Annotated in this window: 18 protein-coding genes; 9 read left to right on the top strand and 9 right to left on the bottom strand. The window is 71.2% G+C overall.

Going from position 1 to position 17,731, the window contains the following annotated elements; genetic code table 11:
• Positions 1-19 precede the first annotated feature (19 nt).
• The gene (locus tag ACBJ59_RS37060) at positions 20-496 is read left to right on the top strand and encodes a hypothetical protein (RefSeq protein WP_375114846.1); all 477 of its coding nucleotides are present in this window, start codon (positions 20-22) and stop codon (positions 494-496) included.
• Between the two features lie 16 nt (positions 497-512).
• Here the strand turns inward: ACBJ59_RS37060 and ACBJ59_RS37055 are convergent, their stop codons facing one another.
• Positions 513-2,312, bottom strand: coding sequence for an alkyl/aryl-sulfatase (locus tag ACBJ59_RS37055; protein ID WP_375114845.1), 1,800 nt, complete (start codon positions 2,310-2,312; stop codon positions 513-515).
• 93 nt (positions 2,313-2,405) lie between these two features.
• Here ACBJ59_RS37055 and ACBJ59_RS37050 point away from each other — a divergent pair, with 93 nt between their 5' ends.
• The gene (locus tag ACBJ59_RS37050; protein WP_375114844.1) at positions 2,406-3,044 is read left to right on the top strand and encodes an HAD family hydrolase; all 639 of its coding nucleotides are present in this window, start codon (positions 2,406-2,408) and stop codon (positions 3,042-3,044) included.
• A gap of 33 nt (positions 3,045-3,077) precedes the next feature.
• The gene (locus ACBJ59_RS37045; protein ID WP_375114843.1) at positions 3,078-4,016 is read left to right on the top strand and encodes a ribose-phosphate diphosphokinase; all 939 of its coding nucleotides are present in this window, start codon (positions 3,078-3,080) and stop codon (positions 4,014-4,016) included.
• On the opposite strand, the gene ACBJ59_RS37040 is transcribed toward ACBJ59_RS37045, so the two are convergent.
• Positions 4,003-4,818 (bottom strand): SDR family NAD(P)-dependent oxidoreductase, encoded by an 816-nt coding sequence (locus ACBJ59_RS37040; RefSeq protein WP_375114842.1) that lies wholly within the window; start codon positions 4,816-4,818, stop codon positions 4,003-4,005. The two genes, ACBJ59_RS37045 and ACBJ59_RS37040, sit on opposite strands and share 14 nt — an antisense overlap.
• Positions 4,819-4,828: 10 nt before the next feature.
• On the opposite strand from ACBJ59_RS37040, the gene ACBJ59_RS37035 reads away from it, so the two are divergent.
• Both ACBJ59_RS37035 and ACBJ59_RS37030 read left to right on the top strand, forming a co-directional pair.
• Complete coding sequence (locus ACBJ59_RS37035; protein ID WP_375114841.1) at positions 4,829-5,557, top strand: nucleotidyltransferase domain-containing protein; 729 nt, start codon at positions 4,829-4,831, stop codon at positions 5,555-5,557.
• Positions 5,558-5,658: 101 nt separating this feature from the next.
• Complete coding sequence (locus ACBJ59_RS37030; RefSeq protein WP_375114840.1) at positions 5,659-6,297, top strand: maleylpyruvate isomerase N-terminal domain-containing protein; 639 nt, start codon at positions 5,659-5,661, stop codon at positions 6,295-6,297.
• On the opposite strand, the gene ACBJ59_RS37025 is transcribed toward ACBJ59_RS37030, so the two are convergent.
• Positions 6,294-6,860, bottom strand: coding sequence for a TetR/AcrR family transcriptional regulator (locus tag ACBJ59_RS37025; RefSeq protein WP_375114839.1), 567 nt, complete (start codon positions 6,858-6,860; stop codon positions 6,294-6,296). The two genes, ACBJ59_RS37030 and ACBJ59_RS37025, sit on opposite strands and share 4 nt — an antisense overlap.
• Positions 6,861-6,920: 60 nt before the next feature.
• Here ACBJ59_RS37025 and ACBJ59_RS37020 point away from each other — a divergent pair, with 60 nt between their 5' ends.
• On the top strand, positions 6,921-8,096 hold the full coding sequence (locus ACBJ59_RS37020) for an FAD-dependent monooxygenase (RefSeq protein WP_375114838.1): 1,176 nt from the start codon (positions 6,921-6,923) through the stop codon (positions 8,094-8,096).
• Between the two features lie 62 nt (positions 8,097-8,158).
• Positions 8,159-8,983 carry an NAD(P)H-binding protein gene (locus tag ACBJ59_RS37015; RefSeq protein WP_375114837.1) on the top strand — a complete coding sequence of 275 codons (825 nt, stop codon included), beginning with the start codon at positions 8,159-8,161 and terminating at the stop codon, positions 8,981-8,983.
• Here ACBJ59_RS37015 and ACBJ59_RS37010 read toward each other — a convergent pair.
• The gene (locus tag ACBJ59_RS37010; protein WP_375114836.1) at positions 8,944-10,029 is read right to left on the bottom strand and encodes an alpha/beta hydrolase family protein; all 1,086 of its coding nucleotides are present in this window, start codon (positions 10,027-10,029) and stop codon (positions 8,944-8,946) included. The two genes, ACBJ59_RS37015 and ACBJ59_RS37010, sit on opposite strands and share 40 nt — an antisense overlap.
• Positions 10,030-10,138: 109 nt before the next feature.
• On the opposite strand from ACBJ59_RS37010, the gene ACBJ59_RS37005 reads away from it, so the two are divergent.
• Both ACBJ59_RS37005 and ACBJ59_RS37000 read left to right on the top strand, forming a co-directional pair.
• Positions 10,139-11,257: a sensor histidine kinase gene (locus tag ACBJ59_RS37005; RefSeq protein WP_375114835.1), complete on the top strand. Its 1,119-nt coding sequence runs from the start codon at positions 10,139-10,141 to the stop codon at positions 11,255-11,257.
• The gene (locus ACBJ59_RS37000; protein ID WP_375114834.1) at positions 11,254-11,901 is read left to right on the top strand and encodes a response regulator; all 648 of its coding nucleotides are present in this window, start codon (positions 11,254-11,256) and stop codon (positions 11,899-11,901) included. The genes ACBJ59_RS37005 and ACBJ59_RS37000 overlap by 4 nt, the downstream gene beginning before the upstream one ends.
• On the opposite strand, the gene ACBJ59_RS36995 is transcribed toward ACBJ59_RS37000, so the two are convergent.
• From ACBJ59_RS36995 to ACBJ59_RS36975, 5 genes are read right to left on the bottom strand one after another with little or no spacing between them, the layout of a single operon-like run.
• On the bottom strand, positions 11,898-12,902 hold the full coding sequence (locus ACBJ59_RS36995) for an ABC transporter ATP-binding protein (RefSeq protein ID WP_375114833.1): 1,005 nt from the start codon (positions 12,900-12,902) through the stop codon (positions 11,898-11,900). The genes ACBJ59_RS37000 and ACBJ59_RS36995 overlap by 4 nt on opposite strands.
• On the bottom strand, positions 12,899-13,876 hold the full coding sequence (locus tag ACBJ59_RS36990) for an ABC transporter ATP-binding protein (protein ID WP_375114832.1): 978 nt from the start codon (positions 13,874-13,876) through the stop codon (positions 12,899-12,901). Before ACBJ59_RS36990 ends, ACBJ59_RS36995 begins: the two co-directional genes overlap by 4 nt.
• Positions 13,873-14,754, bottom strand: coding sequence for an ABC transporter permease (locus ACBJ59_RS36985; protein ID WP_375114831.1), 882 nt, complete (start codon positions 14,752-14,754; stop codon positions 13,873-13,875). The genes ACBJ59_RS36990 and ACBJ59_RS36985 overlap by 4 nt, the downstream gene beginning before the upstream one ends.
• Positions 14,751-15,803 carry an ABC transporter permease gene (locus ACBJ59_RS36980; RefSeq protein WP_375114830.1) on the bottom strand — a complete coding sequence of 351 codons (1,053 nt, stop codon included), beginning with the start codon at positions 15,801-15,803 and terminating at the stop codon, positions 14,751-14,753. The genes ACBJ59_RS36985 and ACBJ59_RS36980 overlap by 4 nt, the downstream gene beginning before the upstream one ends.
• Entirely contained in the window at positions 15,800-17,614 is a 1,815-nt protein-coding gene (locus ACBJ59_RS36975; RefSeq protein WP_375114829.1) for an ABC transporter substrate-binding protein, read from the bottom strand. The genes ACBJ59_RS36980 and ACBJ59_RS36975 overlap by 4 nt, the downstream gene beginning before the upstream one ends.
• Positions 17,615-17,731: the final 117 nt, after the last annotated feature.

The raw sequence follows: 17,731 nt of genomic DNA, 5'->3' as shown, positions 1-17,731 counted from the left end.
CGGCTACTCTTGGTGATTGATGATGGACTTTCCGTTGCGCCTGCTGCGCTGGACGGTGGACGTCACCGCCTGCGGGCTGCTGGCGATCGCCGTGGTCACCGCGGTGCGCGAGAACCGCATGGCCGTGGCCGTGGGCGGCACGCTGCTCGCCCTCCTGTACGCCGCGAGCCCGGCGATCGAGGGCCGGCCCGTCCCCGGGCGCGTGTGGCTGGGGCTGGTGAGCGCCGGGTGGGCGATGCTGGCCGTGGCGGCGCCGCCGTTCGTGTGGCTGGCGTTCCCGCTGCTGTTCGCGTACCTGCAGCTGCTGCCGCTGTGGGGCGCGATGTTCGGCGTGACGGTGCTGACGTCGGCGGCGATCCTGGCGGCGGCCTGGCACGCGGGCGGGCTGACCGTGCCGCTGCTGGTCGGGCCGGGCGTCGCGGCGGCCGTGGTGACGCTGCTCGCGTTCGCCTGCAGGGCGCTGCGCGCCGAGATGGAGCAGCGTCACCACGAGTGAGCTCGGCCGGTGCCGGTCAGGCCGTCACGATGGCGAAGTCCGGCACCGGCCGGTCCAGCACGGCCACCAGCCGCTGCAGCACCGTCGTGTCCCCCTCGCGCTCGACCCCCTCCACGCCCTTGCCCGACAGCAGGCCGACGAGCTGGGCCTTGGTCAGCCGGAGCGTCAGGTCGGCGCTGTCGTCGCGCGGCTCCGCCTGCTGGACGAACGCGCCGTTGGACAGCGTCGTACGGTAGCGCTCCCCCAGGTCGGTCAGGTGCCAGTCGATGGACAGGCGCTCGTGCCAGGCCCGCGGCCCGTCCACGCGGATGGCGATCGAGTCGAAGATCTGCTCCACGGTCAGGGCGGCGAAGAAGTCAGAGGAGGGCGTCTCGACGGTGGTGGACACGATGCCGTCGGCCAGCTCGTGGGCGCCCATGAGGTAGAAGTTGCGCCAGGTGGCGTTCTCGGCGCCGTGGCCGAGCCTGGTGTAGACCTCGGCCAGCAGGTCGCGGGCCTCCTTGTTGCCCTCGTCGGCGAAGACGGCGTGGTTGAGCAGCTGGACGGCGAAGCGCAGGTCGTTCTCGTCGATGTAGCGCCTGGCGAACGCCACCACGGCCGCGCCGCCGCCCAGGCACTCGACGTACCTGGTCGCGCTCTCCCTCGGCGGGTGCGGCCACAGGTTCGCCGGGTTGCCGTCGAACCAGCCCAGGTAGCGCTGGTAGATGGCCTTGACGTTGTGGCTGACCGAGCCGTAGTAGCCGTGCGTGTGCCACGCCTGCTCCAGCTCGGGCGGCATGTGCACGGCCTCGGCGATCTCGGTCCCGGTCAGGCCCTTGTTGAGCAGGCGCAGGGTCTGGTCGTGCAGGTAGGTGTACATGTCCCGCTGCTGGGAGAGGAAGCGCTCGATGCGCTCGCGGCCCCAGGTGGGCCAGTGGTGCGAGGCGAAGGCCACCTCGGCCCGGTCGGCGAACAGGGCGATGGCCTCGGTCAGATACCGCGCCCAGGCGCGGGCGTCGCGGACGGCGGCGCCGCGCAGGGGCAGGACGTTGTGCAGGTTGTGGGTGGCGTTCTCGGCCAGGCACAGGGCGCGGCGGTCGGGGAAGAGGAAGTTCATCTCCACGGGGGCCTCGGTGCCCGGCGTGAGCTGGAAGATCATCCGCACCCCGTCGACCGTCTCCTCCTGACCGGTACGCGTGATCTCGACCGTGGGCGGGATGAGCGACATGGTGCCGGTCGAGGCGGTCATGCCCAGGCCGGCGCCGATCTGGCCCTCCGGGGAGCGGGGCAGGGCGGGGCCGTACATGTAGACGGCCCGGCGGATCATGGCCGGGCCGGCGAAGACGTTCTCGGTCACCGCGTGCTCCATGAACCCGGCGGGCGCCAGGATGGGCACGTCGCCGCCGGTCACCCCGCGTACGCCGCCGAAGTGGTCGGCGTGCGCGTGGGTGTAGACGACGCCGGTGACGGGGCGGTCGCCGCGGTGGGCCCGGTACAGCTTCAGCGCGGCGGCGGCGCACTCGGTGGAGATCAGCGGGTCGATGACCACGACGCCGCGCTCGCCCTCGGCCAGCGTCATGTTCGACAGGTCCAGCCCGCGCACCTGGTAGATGCCGTCCGTGACCTCGTACAGGCCCTGCCGGGTGCAGAGCTGGCTCTGCCGCCAGAGGCTCGGATGGGCCGTCCGCGGGCAGTCTCCCTGGAGGAAGTCGTAGGAGTCGTTGTCCCACACGACCTGGCCGTCGGCCGTTCTGATCACTGCCGGGCTGAGCTTCGCGATGAACCCGCGGTCCGCGTCCTCGAAGTCGCCCCTGTCGTGAAATGGAAGGTCTGCCATGCCTAGCCGCATGCCCCGCATACCGGACAAATAGCTCAATAGAGCTCCTTAATAGGATGAATCTCCGGCAAGAGGATGTGATTGGCTTGCCGGATGGAAGCCTGTGTGTTCGACCTCGACGGTGTGCTGGTGGACTCCGAGCCGGTGTGGGAGGAGGTGCGCCGGGCGTTCGTCGCCGACCATGGCGGCACCTGGCAACCCGACACCCAGTCCAGGCTCATGGGCATGAGCACCGGGGAGTGGGCCTCATACCTGCACGAGCTCGGCGTGGCGATGGCACCCGACCAGATCGCCCGTGGGGTCGTGGAGCAGATGGCCGAGCGTTACCGCGACGGGGTGCCGCTGATGCCCGGGGCCGTGGAGGCGGTGCGGCGGCTGTCGGCGGAGGTCACGCTGGGGCTGGCCAGCTCCTCCCCGCGCCGGCTGATCGACGTGGTGCTGGACGCGGCCGAGCTGGAGGAGTGCTTCGCGGCGACCGTCTCCACCGAGGAGGTGCCGCGCGGCAAGCCGGCGCCCGACGGCTACCTGGAGGCGGCCCGGCGGATGGAGGTCGACCCGCGCGGCTGCGTGGCGGTCGAGGACTCCAGCAACGGGCTGCGCTCGGCGTACGCGGCCGGCATGCGCGTGATCGCCGTGCCGCACCCCCGCTACCCGCCCGCGCCCGACGCGCTGGCCCTGGCCTGGCGGGTGCTGCCGGACCTCGACGCGCTCACCACGGGGTCGCTCTCGTAAAGAGTCACCCCCGGTGGCTACGATTACGGAATCGTGCGAGACATCACGGTTTTCAGCGGCAGTGCCCATCCCGAGCTGGCCGAGGAGATCTGTGCCCACCTGGGCACCCCCCTGCATCCCGTCCAGATCAACCGCTTCGCCAACGACGTGCTCGAAGTCCAGCTCCAGGCCAACTGCCGCGAGCGCGACGTGTTCCTCATCCAGCCGCTCGTGCCGCCGGTGCAGGAGCACCTGGTCGAGCTGCTGCTCATGCTCGACGCCGCCCGCGGCGCCTCGGCGGCCAGGACGACGGTCGTGATGCCGCACTACGCCTTCGCGCGCTCCGACAAGAAGGACGCCCCGCGCATCTCGATCGGCGCGCGGCTGGTGGCCGACCTGATGGTCACCGCGGGCGCCAACCGGGTGCTGGCGATGACGCTGCACTCGCCGCAGGTGCACGGCTTCTTCAGCGTGCCCGTGGACCACCTGCACGCGCTGCGCGAGCTGGCGGAGCACTTCCGCGGCTACGACCTGTCGAACACGGTCGTCGTCTCCCCCGATCTCGGCAACGCCAAGGAGGCCGCGCACTTCGCCCGCCTGCTCGGCACCGGGGTCGCGATGGGCGCCAAGCAGCGGTTCAGCGACGACCGCGTCGTGATCAGCTCGGTGATCGGCGAGGTGGCGGGCAAGGACGTGATCATCCTGGACGACGAGATCGCCAAGGGCAGCACGGTGATCGAGCTGCTCGACCGGCTGCGCGAGCAGGGGGTCCGGTCCGTACGCATAGCGTGCACGCACGGCCTGTTCGCCAGTGGGGCGCTCGAGCGGCTGAGCGCGCTGCCGGAGGTCGAGGAGATCGTCTGCACCAACACCGTGCCGCCGCCCAAGCCCTGCGACAAGCTCACCGTGCTGTCGATCGCGCCCGCCCTGGCCGAGGCCATGCGCCGGATCCATGACGGCGAGTCGGTGAGCGCCCTGTTCAGTACATCCTGAGGAGCTGCCCCGTCACCCGGCGCCCCTGGTGGGAGGCCAGGAACGTGATCACCTCGGCCACGTCCTCGGGCTGGGCGATCTCCCGCAGCACCCCGCTGCCGGCGACCGCCTTCTCCACCTCCTCGTTGATCCAGCCGGTGTCGGTGACGGGCGGGTAGACCATGTTGGCCGTGATGCCGTAGCGGCCGAGCTCGTGCGCGGCCGACATGGTGTAGTTCTCCTGGGCCGCCTTCGCCGCGCCGTAGCTGACCTCGGTCGGGAAGCCGTCGGGGCCGCCGGAGGTCAGCCCGATGATGCGGCCCCAGCTCGCGCCGCGGGCCAGGTGCCGGCGGGCGAACTCGGCGATCAGCAGCGCCGGCGCGCGCACGTCCACCGCGAACTGCCGGTCGTACGTCTCGGCGTCCACCATGCGCAGGGGGCGGCCGAAGCCGTCTCGCTCGCTGGGCGTGAAGGTGTCGCTGAGCCAGCCGCTGGCGTTGTTGACCAGGATCTCCACCGGGCCGAACGCCTTCTCGGCCTGGTCGAACAGCGCCTTCGGGGTCTCGGGGTCGGCCAGGTCGGCCTCGGCCGCCTGCGCGGTGCCGCCCGCCTCCCGGATGCGCCGCACCACGTCGTCCGCGCTGCCCGCCCGCACCCGGTCGTAGGTCTCCGGATAGGCCGGTTCGTTCAGGGGCGCGAGCCGCTTGTAGGTCAGGAAGACCGCGGCTCCCTCGGCGGCCAGCGCGGTCGCGGCGGCGGCGCCGATGCCGTGATTGGCGCCTGTGATCAGCGCGACCTTTCCTGTCAGCCGTGAATCGATCATAGTTGCCATCATGCACGCAGCGACGGAACGCCTGCTAAGGCATTTTCTGGAGGGTGTCCAACCGGCCGTTCCCCTGGTGGCGCTCTGGGCGCACGGCTCCCTGGCAGCCGGCGACTACCAGGAGGAACGCAGCGATCTCGACCTGGTCGCGGTGCTCGACACCCCCGCGACGATGGACCACTGGCGGCGGATCAAGGCGGTGCACCGCCGGATCCGCCTGCCGCTGGCGGATCGGCTGCACTGCTCCTACCTGGCCAGGCAGGAGCTGGAGGATCTCTCGGCCGAGCACATCACGTGGGCGTTCGGGCAGATCTTCCGCCGGCCCGTCACGGCGGTCACCCGGCGCGAGCTGCACGAGGGGGCCAGGGTGCTGTACGGCCCGCCGCCGGCCGAGCTGCTGCCGCCGGTGTCGGACGAGGAGCTGGCCCGGTTCGTCCGCGCGGATTTACGTGACTACTGGCTGGTCAAGGCCCAGGAGCGGCGGCGCTGGCTGAAGGACATCTGGGTCGACCTGGGCATGGTGACGGTCGCCAGGGCCACGGTCACGCTGCGGGAGGGCCGGCTGATCAACAAGCGGGAGGCGCTCGACGTGCTGGCCGACCTGGGCGCGCCCGAGCAGGTCGTGGCCGACATCCGCGCCCGCCGGTACGGCACGCCGGCCCCGGTGCTGAGCCGGTTCAGGAGGGGGCGGCTGGCACGGGCGTTCGTCAGGTCGGCGATCAGGCGGGCCCTGGCCTGAGACGAACGGTCTCACCAGACAGGATGGCAATGCGCGTCCCGGTTGTTGATGCACATAGTGTTTAGCGCGAATCACCACCTGAACCTGGGAAAGGGCGGCAAATGGGGGAGAGCAGGCAGTCCTATCTGTTGGCCGCGGCGTCGGCGGTGTCGCTCCTGCGCGATCCGGCCGTGGCGGCGTCATGGGACAAGCCGAGCGCGCTCATGGAGTTCAGCGTCGCGGGGCTGGCCGGACACCTGGCGCACCAGCTCGTCAGGGTCGGCGACGTGCTCGTGCCGAACGGCGACGCCCAGGAGCCGATCACGCTCCTCGATCACTATTCGCGCTCGCCATGGGTGCAGGCCGGGCTCGACCACGAGAGCAACCTGAGCGTGCGGCGCGGCGGTGAGGCGGCAGCGGCGGCGGGCCCCTCGGTGCTGGTCGAGCGGGCCCAGGCACTGCTGGAGCTGCAGAGCGCGGCGCTGACCGCCGAACCCGCCGACCGGGTCGTGCACCTGCCGTGGTCGGGCTGGTCGCTGCGGCTGGACGACTTCCTGCTCACCCGGCTGGTGGAGCTGGTCGTGCACGCCGACGACCTGGCGGCCAGCGTGGGGGTGGAGACCCCCGAGCTGCCCACGTCGGTGATCGACCCGGTGGTCGAGCTGCTGGCCCGGCTGGCCGTGCACCGCCACGGGCCCACGGCGGTCATCCGCACGCTGAGCCGGGCCGAGCGGGCGCCGGCCACCATCAGCGCCTTCTAGGAAGTGATCATGCGCAGGGCCGTGACCACTTCACGGCCCGACAGCGCGCTGTCCGGGTCGAGCAGCCACTGTGACAGGAATCCCGTCAGCATGGCCTGGTAGACCGTTCCGGTGAGGCGCTCGCGCTCGGGATCGATGCCCGGCGCGATCCCCTCGAACAGCTCCGCGAGCCCCACCCGCGCCTCCTTGATGGCGTTGGTGAGCTGCTCGCGCACCTCGGGCACGTGGTCGATCTGCCCGAGCAGCTCGAACTGCGTCACCCACAGCGGCCGCAGCCGCTCGAACGACTCCACCACCCGGTCCCACGCCGCCTCGAACCGCTCCAGCGGCGTGGCCTCCGGCTTGACGTCGGCCGACAGGGTCGCCCCCAGCTCGTCTCCCCACTCCCGCATCGCCTCGAACAGCGCCTCGTTCATCAGCGCTTCCTTCGACCTGAAGTGGTAGCCGATGCCCGCCAGGCTCACGCCGGACGCGTTGGCTATGTCACGCGCGGTCGTGCGCGAGTAGCCCTTCTCGATCAGGCACCGCTTCGCCCCCGCCAGCAGATCTTCCCTGTTTCCCATGCCCAGAGGCTAACACATCCGTCCTAGACAAGCGTCTGAGACGTATGTACTGTCATCGGCATGACGAACATCCTCATCTCCGGCGCGAGCATCGCCGGCACCGCGACGGCGTACTGGCTGCGGCGGCACGGCCACACCGTGACCGTGGTCGAGCGGGCCCCCTCGATCCGCGAGGGCGGCTACAAGGTGGACATCCGCGGCGCGGCGCTGGAGGTCGTCGAGCGCATGGGCCTGCTGGACGCGATCCGCGCCAGGAGCACGGACATGCGCGTCGCCACCCACTACGACGCCAAGGGCCGCCCCGTGGCGACCCTGGACGCCGACCTGTTCGGCGGGCGCCTCGGCGACGACGTCGAGATCATGCGCGGCGACCTCAACGAGCTGCTGTACGACCTGACCCGCGACGACGTCGAATACGTCTTCGACGACTCGGTCACCGGCATCGCCGAGGACGGCACGGTGACGTTCGAGCGCGCGGCGCCCCGCACGTTCGACCTGGTCGTCGGGGCCGACGGCGCCCACTCCAACACCAGGCGGATCGCCTTCGGCGAGGAGTCCCGGTTCGCCCGCGACCTGGGCTACTACATTTCGATCTGCACCGTCCCCAACACGCTGGGCCTGGACCGAGAGGAGGCCGTGCACGCGGCCGTCGGCAGGACCGCGAACGTCTACAGCACCCGGCAGGACACCGGCGCGAAGGCCCTGTTCATGTGGTCGTCGGCGCCGCTCGCCTACGACCACCGCGACGTGGCCGGGCAGAAGGAGCTGCTGGCGCGGGCCATGGACGGGGTCGGCTGGCAGGTGCCCGCGCTGCTGGAGGGCGTGCGCGACGCCAAGGACTTCTACTTCGACTCGGTCTCCCAGATCCACATGGACCGGTGGTCGACGGGGCGCGTCGCGCTCGTGGGCGACGCCGGCTACTGCGCCTCGCCGGCCTCGGGGCAGGGCACGAGCCTCGCGCTCGTGGGGGCGTACGTGCTGGCGGGCGAGCTGGCCACCGGCGGCGGGACGGACGGGTACGAGCGGGAGCTGCGGCCGTTCGTGGCGGCCAACCAGGCGCTCGGCCCGGCCAACGTGAAGGGCATGGTCATGGGGTCGCGGGCGGCGCTCTGGTTCCAGCTCAGGATGATGCGGCTGCTCCCGCACCTGCCGGGCCGCGACCGGATGGTCGAGCGGATCACCGGCCCCATCGCCCGCGCGGCCGACGCCATCTCGTTGAAGAACTACATGGAATAAAGCGTTCCGTTCTGATACTCTGAGAGCAGAACGTTCCGTTCCGAGAGAATCAGAGGTTTGTCATGATCTTCCTCGTCACCGGTGCCACCGGGACCGTCGGCCGCCTCGTCGTCGAGGAGCTGCTCCAGGCCGGGCAGCAGGTGCGGGCCCTGACCAGGAACCCCGCCAAGGCCGGCCTGCCCGAAGGCGTCGAGGTCGTCGCCGGAGACCTCGCCGAGCCCGACTCCGTGGCCGCCGCCTTCGAGGGCGTCACCGGGGTGCACTTCATCAACTTCGCGGGCGACGACTACGCGCCCCTGCCGGACGGCGCCCGGCTCGTGGAGCTGGCCGTCAAGGCGGGCGTGCGGCGGGCCACGGTGCTCGGCGGGCGCGAGGACGGCGCGCTGGAGCAGGCGCTGGCCGCGACCGACCTGGAGTGGACGCTGCTGCACCCGGTCGAGTTCATGTCCAACACGCTGCGCTGGTGGGCCCGCACGGTCAGGACCGAGGGCGTCATCAAGGAGCCGTACGCCGACCGGCTGAGCGCTCTGGTGCACGAGCGCGACATCGCCGCCGTGGCCGCGACCGTGCTGGTCGAGGGCGGACACGGCGGCAGGACGTACACGCTGACGGGCCCCGAGGCGATCACGCTCAGGGAGAAGGTGGCCATCCTGGGTGCCTCGATCGGCAGGGACGTGGCGTTCGTGGAGCTGACCGTGGACGAGGCGCGGGCCAAGTGGGCCGCCGACGGCATGGGCGAGCAGACCATCGAGTTCCTCGTCAACGCGCTCGGCAACACGCCGGAGGTGGGCTACACCGTCGTCCCGACCGTGCGCGAGGTGACCGGCCGGGACGCGCGCGGCTTCGCTCAGTGGGCCTCGGAGAACGCCGACGCCTTCCGCGAATGATCGGTGACCTTCGGGTAGCTCTCGACCGGGGTCCGTATGCCCCGCAGGTGCAGGTCGAGGAAGCTCGCCAGGTGAGCGCGGGTGATCTCCAGCGCCCGCGCGCCGCCGAGCTCCTGGGCGGGCAGGCCGAGCTGCTCGCGCAGCACGGCGTGGTCGACGAAGGCCGAGTGGTCGGTCCCCTTCACCGTGATCCAGCGCTTCCAGCCGGTCAGGTCGGCCCAGGCCGCCCGCCACGAGGTGTCCTTGCCCTCCGGCGTGTGCGACGCGGCCGTGCCGATCAGCATGAACGGCCGCTTGAGCGGCCTGCCGACCTCGAAGGTGCCGTCCAGGTTGACCCCGGCCTTGATCCGGGGGTCGGCGAGCATGGTCCGGGCGGCGGCGTACCCGCCGATCGAGTGGCCCACCATGGCGATCCGCGACCGGTCGACCATCCGGCCCCACCGGCCCCTGGTCAGCTCGTCCAGGACGAACCGGACGTCCTTCACCCGGTTCGCGGCCACCTTGGCGCTGTCCTGGCCCGCCACGCAGGCCAGGCAGGAGGTGGTGCGGCCGTCGGGGAACGTGGTGCCCACCGACTCGTACGTGTGCTCCACGGCCGCCACCAGGTATCCCCGGCTGGCGAAGTCCTCGGCCAGCGAGGTCAGGGTGGCGCGCGGGAAGCTGAACCCGGGCGACATGACGACCAGCGGCCTCCTGCCTCCGGCGGCCGGGGCGTTCCGGCGGGCGTGCGTCCTGACCTCGGTGAGCGCGTCCTTCGGGACGGGGAGGTCCTTGAGCACCGCCTCCGACTCCTGCGGGGTCACGTACGGCGCCGGCTCGCCGGTGGCCTTCCTGGCCGGGTACCAGAGCGTGACCATGAGCTCGCGCTCGTCCGCCTCGGGGTTCCACGGGTCGGGGCGGCTCCTGTCGACCAGGTGCAGGCTGGTCATGCCCACGGGCTCGGACCCGGTCGGCTCGGGCAGGGCGAGCTCCGCCGCCTGCGCCTGGGTGGCGGCGGTGCCCACGATGATCAACGACATGGCCGTGACGGCCGCGGTTCTACGCATGGGGACCACGCTGGCGGCACAACCCCTCCGGGCGCCCGCCCCGATCGTCGATGGGCTCCTACTACTTTCGTCGTAAAGCCCCTTCCGGCCCGCCCCATACGCTGTGACCATGCGGTTCGTTCTGCTCGGCGCCGGCGTGTGCGCGCTCTCGCTGCTCAATCTGCACGGGCAGGCCGGGGTCCCGTCGAGCCTGCCGGCCCCGGTGCTGGTCGCGATCGCCGCCGTCGCGGGCGTAGCCGCCTGGCACGTGCGGCGGTCCTGGTGGCCGCTGGCCGTCGTGGGCGCGATCACGTACGCCTGGCTCGTGATGTGGGCGCCGCTGCTGGTCGCCTCCTTCTACGCGGGCCGCACGCTCAGCCGCCGCGGCCTGGTCGGCTACATCGCCGGCTGCCTGGTGGCGTGCGGGATCTCCGCGCTGGTCGGGGAGTGGCAGAACGGCCTGCACGAACTGCTGACCGCGAGCCTGGGCAACGCGCTGTTCATGGCGCTGGGCATGATCGGGCTGCCGCTGGCGGTGGGGCTGTGGACGCGGGCCAGGGGCGAGGTGCTGGAGGCGGCCAAGGAGCGCGCCGAACGCCTCGAACGCGAGCAGGTCATGCGGGCCGAGCAGGCCAGGGCGCAGGAGCGGGCCAGGATCGCCAGGGAGATGCACGACGTCGTGGCGCACCGGGTCTCGCTGATCGTGCTGCATGCCGGGGCCCTGGAGGTGCGCACGGGCGACGAGGAGGCCGCGCGGGCCGCCGCGCTGATCGGCGGGATCGGCCGGGAGGCGCTGGCCAACCTGCGCGACGTGCTCGGCGTGCTGCGCTCTCCCCCGCACGGGACGCTCGACGCCGGCTACCGGCCGCCGCCCACGCTCGGTGACCTCGACCGGCTGCTCGACCAGTCCCGTGCCCTGGGCATCGCGGTGACCAGGCACGACGAGGGCGATCCGCGGCCGGTGGAGGCGACCGTGGAGCGGACCGCGTACAGAGTGGTGCAGGAGGCGCTCACCAACGTGCACAAGCACGCCGGGGACGCCGGCACGGACGTGCGCATCCGCTACGGGAGCGGGGAGCTGGAGGTGGAGGTGCGCAACCAGGCGCCCGGAGCGCCGCGCGAGGAGCTGCCCGGCGCGGGCTGGGGGCTGGTGGGGCTGCGGGAGCGGGTCGAGCTGCTCGGCGGCACGCTGCGGACCAGCGCCGAGGACGGCGGCGGCTTCCTCGTCAGCGCCAGGATCCCGGCGTGATCAGGGTGCTGCTCGTGGACGACGAGGAGCTCGTCCGGTCGGGGCTGCGGCTGATCCTGGAGGCCGCGGGCGACATCGCGATCGCCGGGGAGGCCCGCGACGGCGACGAGGCCGTCTCGGCCGTGCGGCGGCTGCGGCCCGAGGTGGTGCTGATGGACGTACGCATGCCGGGCACGGACGGCCTGATCGCCGCCGCCCGCCTGCTCGCCGAGCCCGACCCGGCCAAGCTGATCATGCTGACCACGTTCGACCTCGACGAGTACGTGCACGAGGCCCTGCGCCTGGGCGCGGTCGGCTTCCTGCTCAAGGACACCCCGCCGAGAGAGCTGGCCGCCGCCGTCCGCACGGTCGCCACCGGCCAGGCCATGCTCTCCCCGTCGGTCACCAAGCGCCTGATCGCCTCGTACGCCGACCGCGCCCCCTCCCGCGCGGAGGCCGCCCGCCGGCAGCTCGCCGGGCTCACCGGCAGGGAGGAGGACGTCATCAGGGCGCTGGCCCGCGGCCTGTCCAACGCCGAGATCGGCCGCGAGCTGCGCCTGACGGAGGCCACGGTGAAGGCGCACGTCAGCCGGGTCCTGGCCAAGCTCGGCCTGGCCAACCGGGTCCAGGCCGCCATCCTGGTCCACGACGCCGACCTCGGCTAGGAGGTCACCTCGGCGTAGTGGCAGGCGGTCTGCGCCCCGGGCACCGCGGGCAGGATGTCCAGCGGCTCCGAGCGGCACCGGCCGTCCACCCCGGCCTCGGCCGCCTTCCCGGAGGCCAGCACCTGGCAGCGGGCGTGGAAGCGGCAGCCGCCGGGGATCCTGGTCGGGTCCGGCGGCTCGCCGGTCAGCACCACCCGCTCGGGCGACTCGGGCAGCACCGACATCAGCGCCTGCGTGTACGGGTGCCGCGGCGCGGTCAGCACCTGCTCCACCGGCCCCGACTCGACGATCCTGCCCAGGTACATCACGGCCACCCGGTCGGCGATGTTCCAGGCCAGGCCCAGGTCGTGCGTGACGACCAGCGCCGACAGGCCCAGCTCGTCGCGCAGCTTGAGCAGCAGGGCCAGGATCTCGCCGCGTACGGAGGCGTCCAGCGAGGCCACCGGCTCGTCGGCGACCAGCACCTTCGGGTTCAGCGCCAGCGCGCCCGCGATCACCACGCGCTGCCGCTGGCCGCCCGACAGCTCGTGCGGGTAACGCAGGAAGAACCGGTCCGGCGGCCGCAGCCCCGCCCTGGACAGGGCCGTGGCCACGACGTCCCGCTCGTCCGGGAGGCCGTGGATGCGCGGCCCCTCGGCGACGGCCTCGTACACCGTGTGCCGGGGGTTGAGCGAGCCGGTCGGGTCCTGAAGGACGAGCTGCACCTGCCTCCGGTACGCCTTGAGCGCCTTGGAGCCGTAGCTCAGCGCGGCGCCGCCGTAACGCACCTCACCGGAGGTCGGGCGTTCGAGGCCGAGCAGCGTGCGGGCGAGCGTGGTCTTGCCGCAGCCCGACTCGCCGACCAGGGCCACGATCTCGCCCTCGCCGATGGCCAGGTTCACGCCGTCCACGGCGCGGGCGCGGCGGCCCCGCGAGGAGAACTCGACGTGCAGGTCTCGGGCCTCCAGCAGGGTCGCCCGGGTCGTCCCGACCGCCTCGGCGGTGGTCCGCGTCTCGGTCATGAGGCCTCCTCCTTCGCCCTGACGTGCACACAGGCCGCCGTACGTCCGGCTCCCGCGGGCCACAGGTCCACGTCCAGGCTCGCGCATTCGTCCAGCGCGACCGGGCAGCGCGGGTGGAACGCGCAGCCGCCGGGCAGTTGCATCGGGTCCGGCGGGTCGCCGCCCAGGCCCTTGGGGGCCATCCGCGAGGCCGGGTCGCCCACCGTCGGGAACGCCGCCGCCAGGGCCCGGCTGTAGGGGTGGCGGGCGTCGTGGAACACCTCGCCGGACGGGCCGTGCTCGACGACGCGGCCGGCGTACATGACGGCGAGCTGGTCGCACACGTCGGCCAGCACCGACAGGTCGTGCGAGATCATGATCAGCGAGATGCCGTGCTCGGCCACCAGCTCCTTGATCAGGGTCAGGACCTGCGCCTGCACCATCACGTCGAGCGCGGTGGTCGGCTCGTCGGCGATGATCAGCCGGGGCGAGCAGGCCAGCGCCATCGCGATCATCACGCGCTGCCGCTGCCCGCCGGACAGCTCGTGCGGGTAGCTGCGCGCCCGCCACGCGGGCAGGCCGACCTGGTCGAGCAGCTCGGCCACCCGCTTCCGGGCGGCGTCGGGCCTGGCCAGGTTGTGCACCAGCAGCGGCTCGGCGATCTGGTCGCCGATCCTGCGTACGGGGTTCAGGCCGTGCTGGGCGCCCTGGAAGACGATCGACGCCTCGGCCCACCGTACGGCCCGCATGCGGCCCCAGTTCATGGTGAGCACGTCCTCGCCGTCGAGCAGGATCCGGCCGCCGACGCGCGCGTCCTTGGGCAGGAGCCGGAGGAGCGCCATGGCCAGCGTCGATTTGCCGGATCCCGACTCGCCGGCGACTCCGAGTGCCGCTCCGGAGTCGAGCGTCAGCGACACACCGCGCACGGCGGGCACCTCGCCCGAGGCGATCCGGTACGTCACCGACACGTCATCGAGCTCTAGCAAGCTGCTCATGCGCCCCTCCTGAGCCGGGGGTTCAGCACGGCCTCCAGGGCCCGGCCGACCAGGGTGAACGCCATGACGACGACGAGGATGGCCAGACCGGGGATCAGGATGTACCACCAGGCGCCCTGCGTGGCGGCGCCCCAGTCGTACGAGCCGCGCAGCATGGTGCCCCACGAGGTCTTGTTCGAGCTGACCCCGAGGAAGGCCAGCGTGGATTCGGTGACGATCGCGCTGGCGACCTCGAGGGTGGTGCTGGCCAGCAGCAGCGGCGCCACGTTCGGCAGCACGTGCCGGGTGGTGATGTGCCAGTGCCCGGCGCCCAGGGCCTTGGAGCGCTCGATGTAGGGTCTGGCCTCCACGGCCAGGGTCTGGGCCCTGATCAGGCGGGCGGTGGACGGCCAGGTGGTGATGCCGATGGCCACGATGATGGTGAACGTGCTCCCGCCCAGGATGGCCGCCAGCACCAGGGCCGTGACCAGCGACGGCAGCACCAGGAACCAGTCGGTGACCCGCATGAGCACCCCACCGGACCAGCCGCGGAAGTGCCCGGCGGCGATGCCGACGACCGTGCCGATCACGATGCTGAGCAGGGCGGCGAGGAAACCGATGAGCAGCGACGTGCGCGAGCCCCACCAGACCATCAGCAGGATCGAGCGGCCGGACTCGTCGGTGCCGAACGGCTCGCCGAGGCTGGGCGCCGCCCAGCGCTCCCCGGTGCCCTCGATCACGCTGGTCACGCTCTCGTCGATGAACAGGGGCGCGACGAGCGCGAGCAGCACCGCGACGACGAGGACCACCAGCCCGGCGATCCCGGCCCGGTGGCCGCGGAAGTCGGCCCAGAAGCGGCTCAGCGCCTGCTTCTTGCGGGCCGTGGCGACACTCGTCATGCGGACCTCACCCTCGGGTCGAGCATGTGGTAGACCACGTCGGCCAGCGTGTTCATGACGATCACCGCCACGGTGATCAGCATGAACGTGCCCTGCATGAGCGTGAAGTCCGGCACCCTGACCGCCTCGTAGAACAGCTGGCCGAGGCCGGGCCAGGTGTAGATCGTCTCCACCGTGACCGCGCCGCCGACCACGAAGCCGATGCGCATGAACACCAGCGTCACCGTCGGCAGGAGGGCGTTGGGCACCGCGTGGCGGCGGCGCACCTCGTCGTCGCGCAGCCCCTTCGCCCTGGCCACGGTCACGTAGTCCTGGCTGACCTCCTCCAGCAGCGAGGAGCGCATGACCAGCAGGTACTGCGCGTAGACCACGGCCACCAGCGTCAGGCACGGCAGGACCATGTGGGAGGCCACGTCCAGCACGTACGCGAACCCGTCGGGCGCGTCCACGCTCTCGATGCCCCGGAACGGGAAGATGCCGGGGATGGGCCCGATGCCGACGCCGAGCACCATCATCAGCAGCAGCCCGAGCCAGAACGTCGGCACCGACCACAGCAGCAGCGACGCGCCGGTGGAGAACCGGTCGAACCGGCTGCCGTGCTGCCATCCGGCCCGCGTGCCCTGCCAGATGCCCAGGCTGACCGCGATGACCAGGCCGGTGCCGGCGAGCAGCAGGGTCGGCCCGAGCCGCTCGCCGATCAGGTCGAGCACCGGCCGCTTGTACTCGTAGGAGGTGCCCAGGTCGAGCCTGAGCGTGTCACCGACGAAGTCGAGGAACTGGTCGATCAGCGGCTTGTCCAGGCCCAGCCGCCGCCGTTCCAGGTCGAGCTGGGCCGGGGTCATGTTGCGCCCCTGGGCCAGGTTGCGCACGGGGTCGCCGGGCAGCAGCCGGAACACGAAGAACGTGCCGACGATCACCATGGCGATGCTGAACAACGCCCCACCCGCCTTCGACAGCGCGTACTGCAGCGTGCCGCGGCGGGTGGGGCGGTCGTCACCAGGGCCCGCCGCCTGGACGGCGGGCCCTGCTGTTTCCAGCGGAGTTGTCATTCGCGTTCGTCGGCGGTGCTCTTGCGCCGCCTGGTCAGGAGGAAGGCCGCCAGTCCGATGACCACCACGGCTCCGGCGACGCCGCCCCAGATGAGGCCGGTGTTGGAGTCGCCGCCGGCGCTGCCGCTCGCCGCCGTGGCCTTGACGTCCACGGTGTAGAACGGCCAGTAGCCGCTGCCGCCGTACAGGAGGCCCTTGTCCTCGGGGATCGGGGTGATGCTGGTGATCCGGTCCTTGCGGTAGCCCTCGAGGTCATTGGTGTAGTAGATCGCGATGACGGGAGCGTCGGTGTAGAGCCGCTCCTGCATCTGCTTGATGATCTCGGCGCGCTTGGGCCGGTCGAGCTCCTTCTGCTGGTCCTTGTAGAGCTGCTCGAACTTGTCGTCGCAGTAGAAGGACTCGGTGCCGCCGCCCTCGCCCGTCGCGGTCGGCCGGCGGCTGCACAGGTGCGTGGCCAGGACCTCTTCGGGGTCGGGGTTGACCGACCAGCCGCTGATCGCGATGTCGAACAGGCCGGTGACGCCGGTCTCCTCGCTGAACTTGCTGGAGTCGAGCTTCTTGGTGGTCAGCGTGACGCCGACCTCCTTGAAGAAGCCGGTCAGGTATTCGGCGAGCTTGTCCTCGATCGGCGTGTCGGTGTGGATGCTGAAGCGGAACTCCAGCTTGCGGTCGCCGTCGGGCATCGTACGGACGCCGTCGGCGCCCTTCTTGTAACCGGCGTCGTCGAGGATCTGGTTGGCCTTGGCGACGTCGTAGGCGACCTTGGTGTCGCCGGTGGCCTCCCAGAAGAAGTCCTTGTACATCGGCGGCACGATCGAGCCGTCGGCCGGCTTGGCCAGGCCGTTCTGCACCTCGTCGACCAGCTTCTGCTTGTCGATGGCGTAGTGCAGCGCCTGGCGCACCTTCGGGTCCTTCAGCGCCGGGTGACCGTCGCCGAGGGGCTTGTCGTCGCTGGTGGTGGCACCGTGGTTGATCTGCAGGTACGCCGCGCGCCGGCCCTGGGTGTTCCACGCCTCGATGTTCGGGTCGTTCTGGATGGCCTCGAACTCCGGCGGGTTCAACCGGCCGATCAGGTCGATGTCACCGTTCTTCAGCCCGGCGATCGCGGCCTGCGGGTTGTCGTAGAAGATGACCTGCAGCTCGTTGATCTTCGGCGCGCCCCGCCAGTAGTTGGGGTTGGCCTGCAGCTTGACGTACTGGTCCTTTTTGTGCTCGACCGCGATGTACGGCCCGCTGCTGACGCTCGGGTACTTCTCGGCGTCGTAGTTGGCCATGTCGGTGACCGACTCCCAGACATGCTTGGGCATGATCGGGACCGGGTTCTCCAGCATGGACGCCTGCGGAGCCTTGAGCTTGATGACCAGGTCCTGGCCGTTGGCCGTGACGCTCTCGAAGTTCTCCACCGCCGGGCCGTTCGCCGTCTTGGCGGCCTCGTCGGTCATCATCTTGTTGAACGTCCAGGCGGCGTCCGCGGCCGTGACCGGCTGGCCGTCGGACCACTTGGCCGTGCGGATCTTGAAGGTCCACGTGAGCCCGTCCTCGGACGTGGTCCACGACTCGGCCAGGTCGGGGCTGGGCTGCAGCGTCTTGCTGTCGGGCACCGTGAGATAGCCGTACATCCAGCGGTGGATCGACGTCGAGACCAGCCGGACCGCGAGGAACGGGTTCATCGAGTCCATGGACTGTGTCGCGCCGACGCGTACGATCTTCTTCCCCGCCGCCGGGTCCTGGGCAAGGGCCGCGGTGGTGCCCTGACCGGCCACTAATAGCGCGACGCCCAGCACAGCCAGGCGCGCGAACCATTTCCTCATAAGTGCCTCACCTTCAGGCGGGGGATTCCTGTGTAGAGAAAGGCACACCATACGGAGACCGCGTGTCAACGAGTGGCGGAAAATTGTTTCATTCTCGTTTCCTTCAGCGGTGTAAAT

Source organism: Nonomuraea sp. MTCD27 (assembly GCF_041950495.1).
GTDB lineage: Bacteria > Actinomycetota > Actinomycetes > Streptosporangiales > Streptosporangiaceae > Nonomuraea.
The sequence above is the reverse complement of the archived record's forward strand: the minus strand, read 5'-3'. Positions and strand labels throughout refer to the sequence as shown.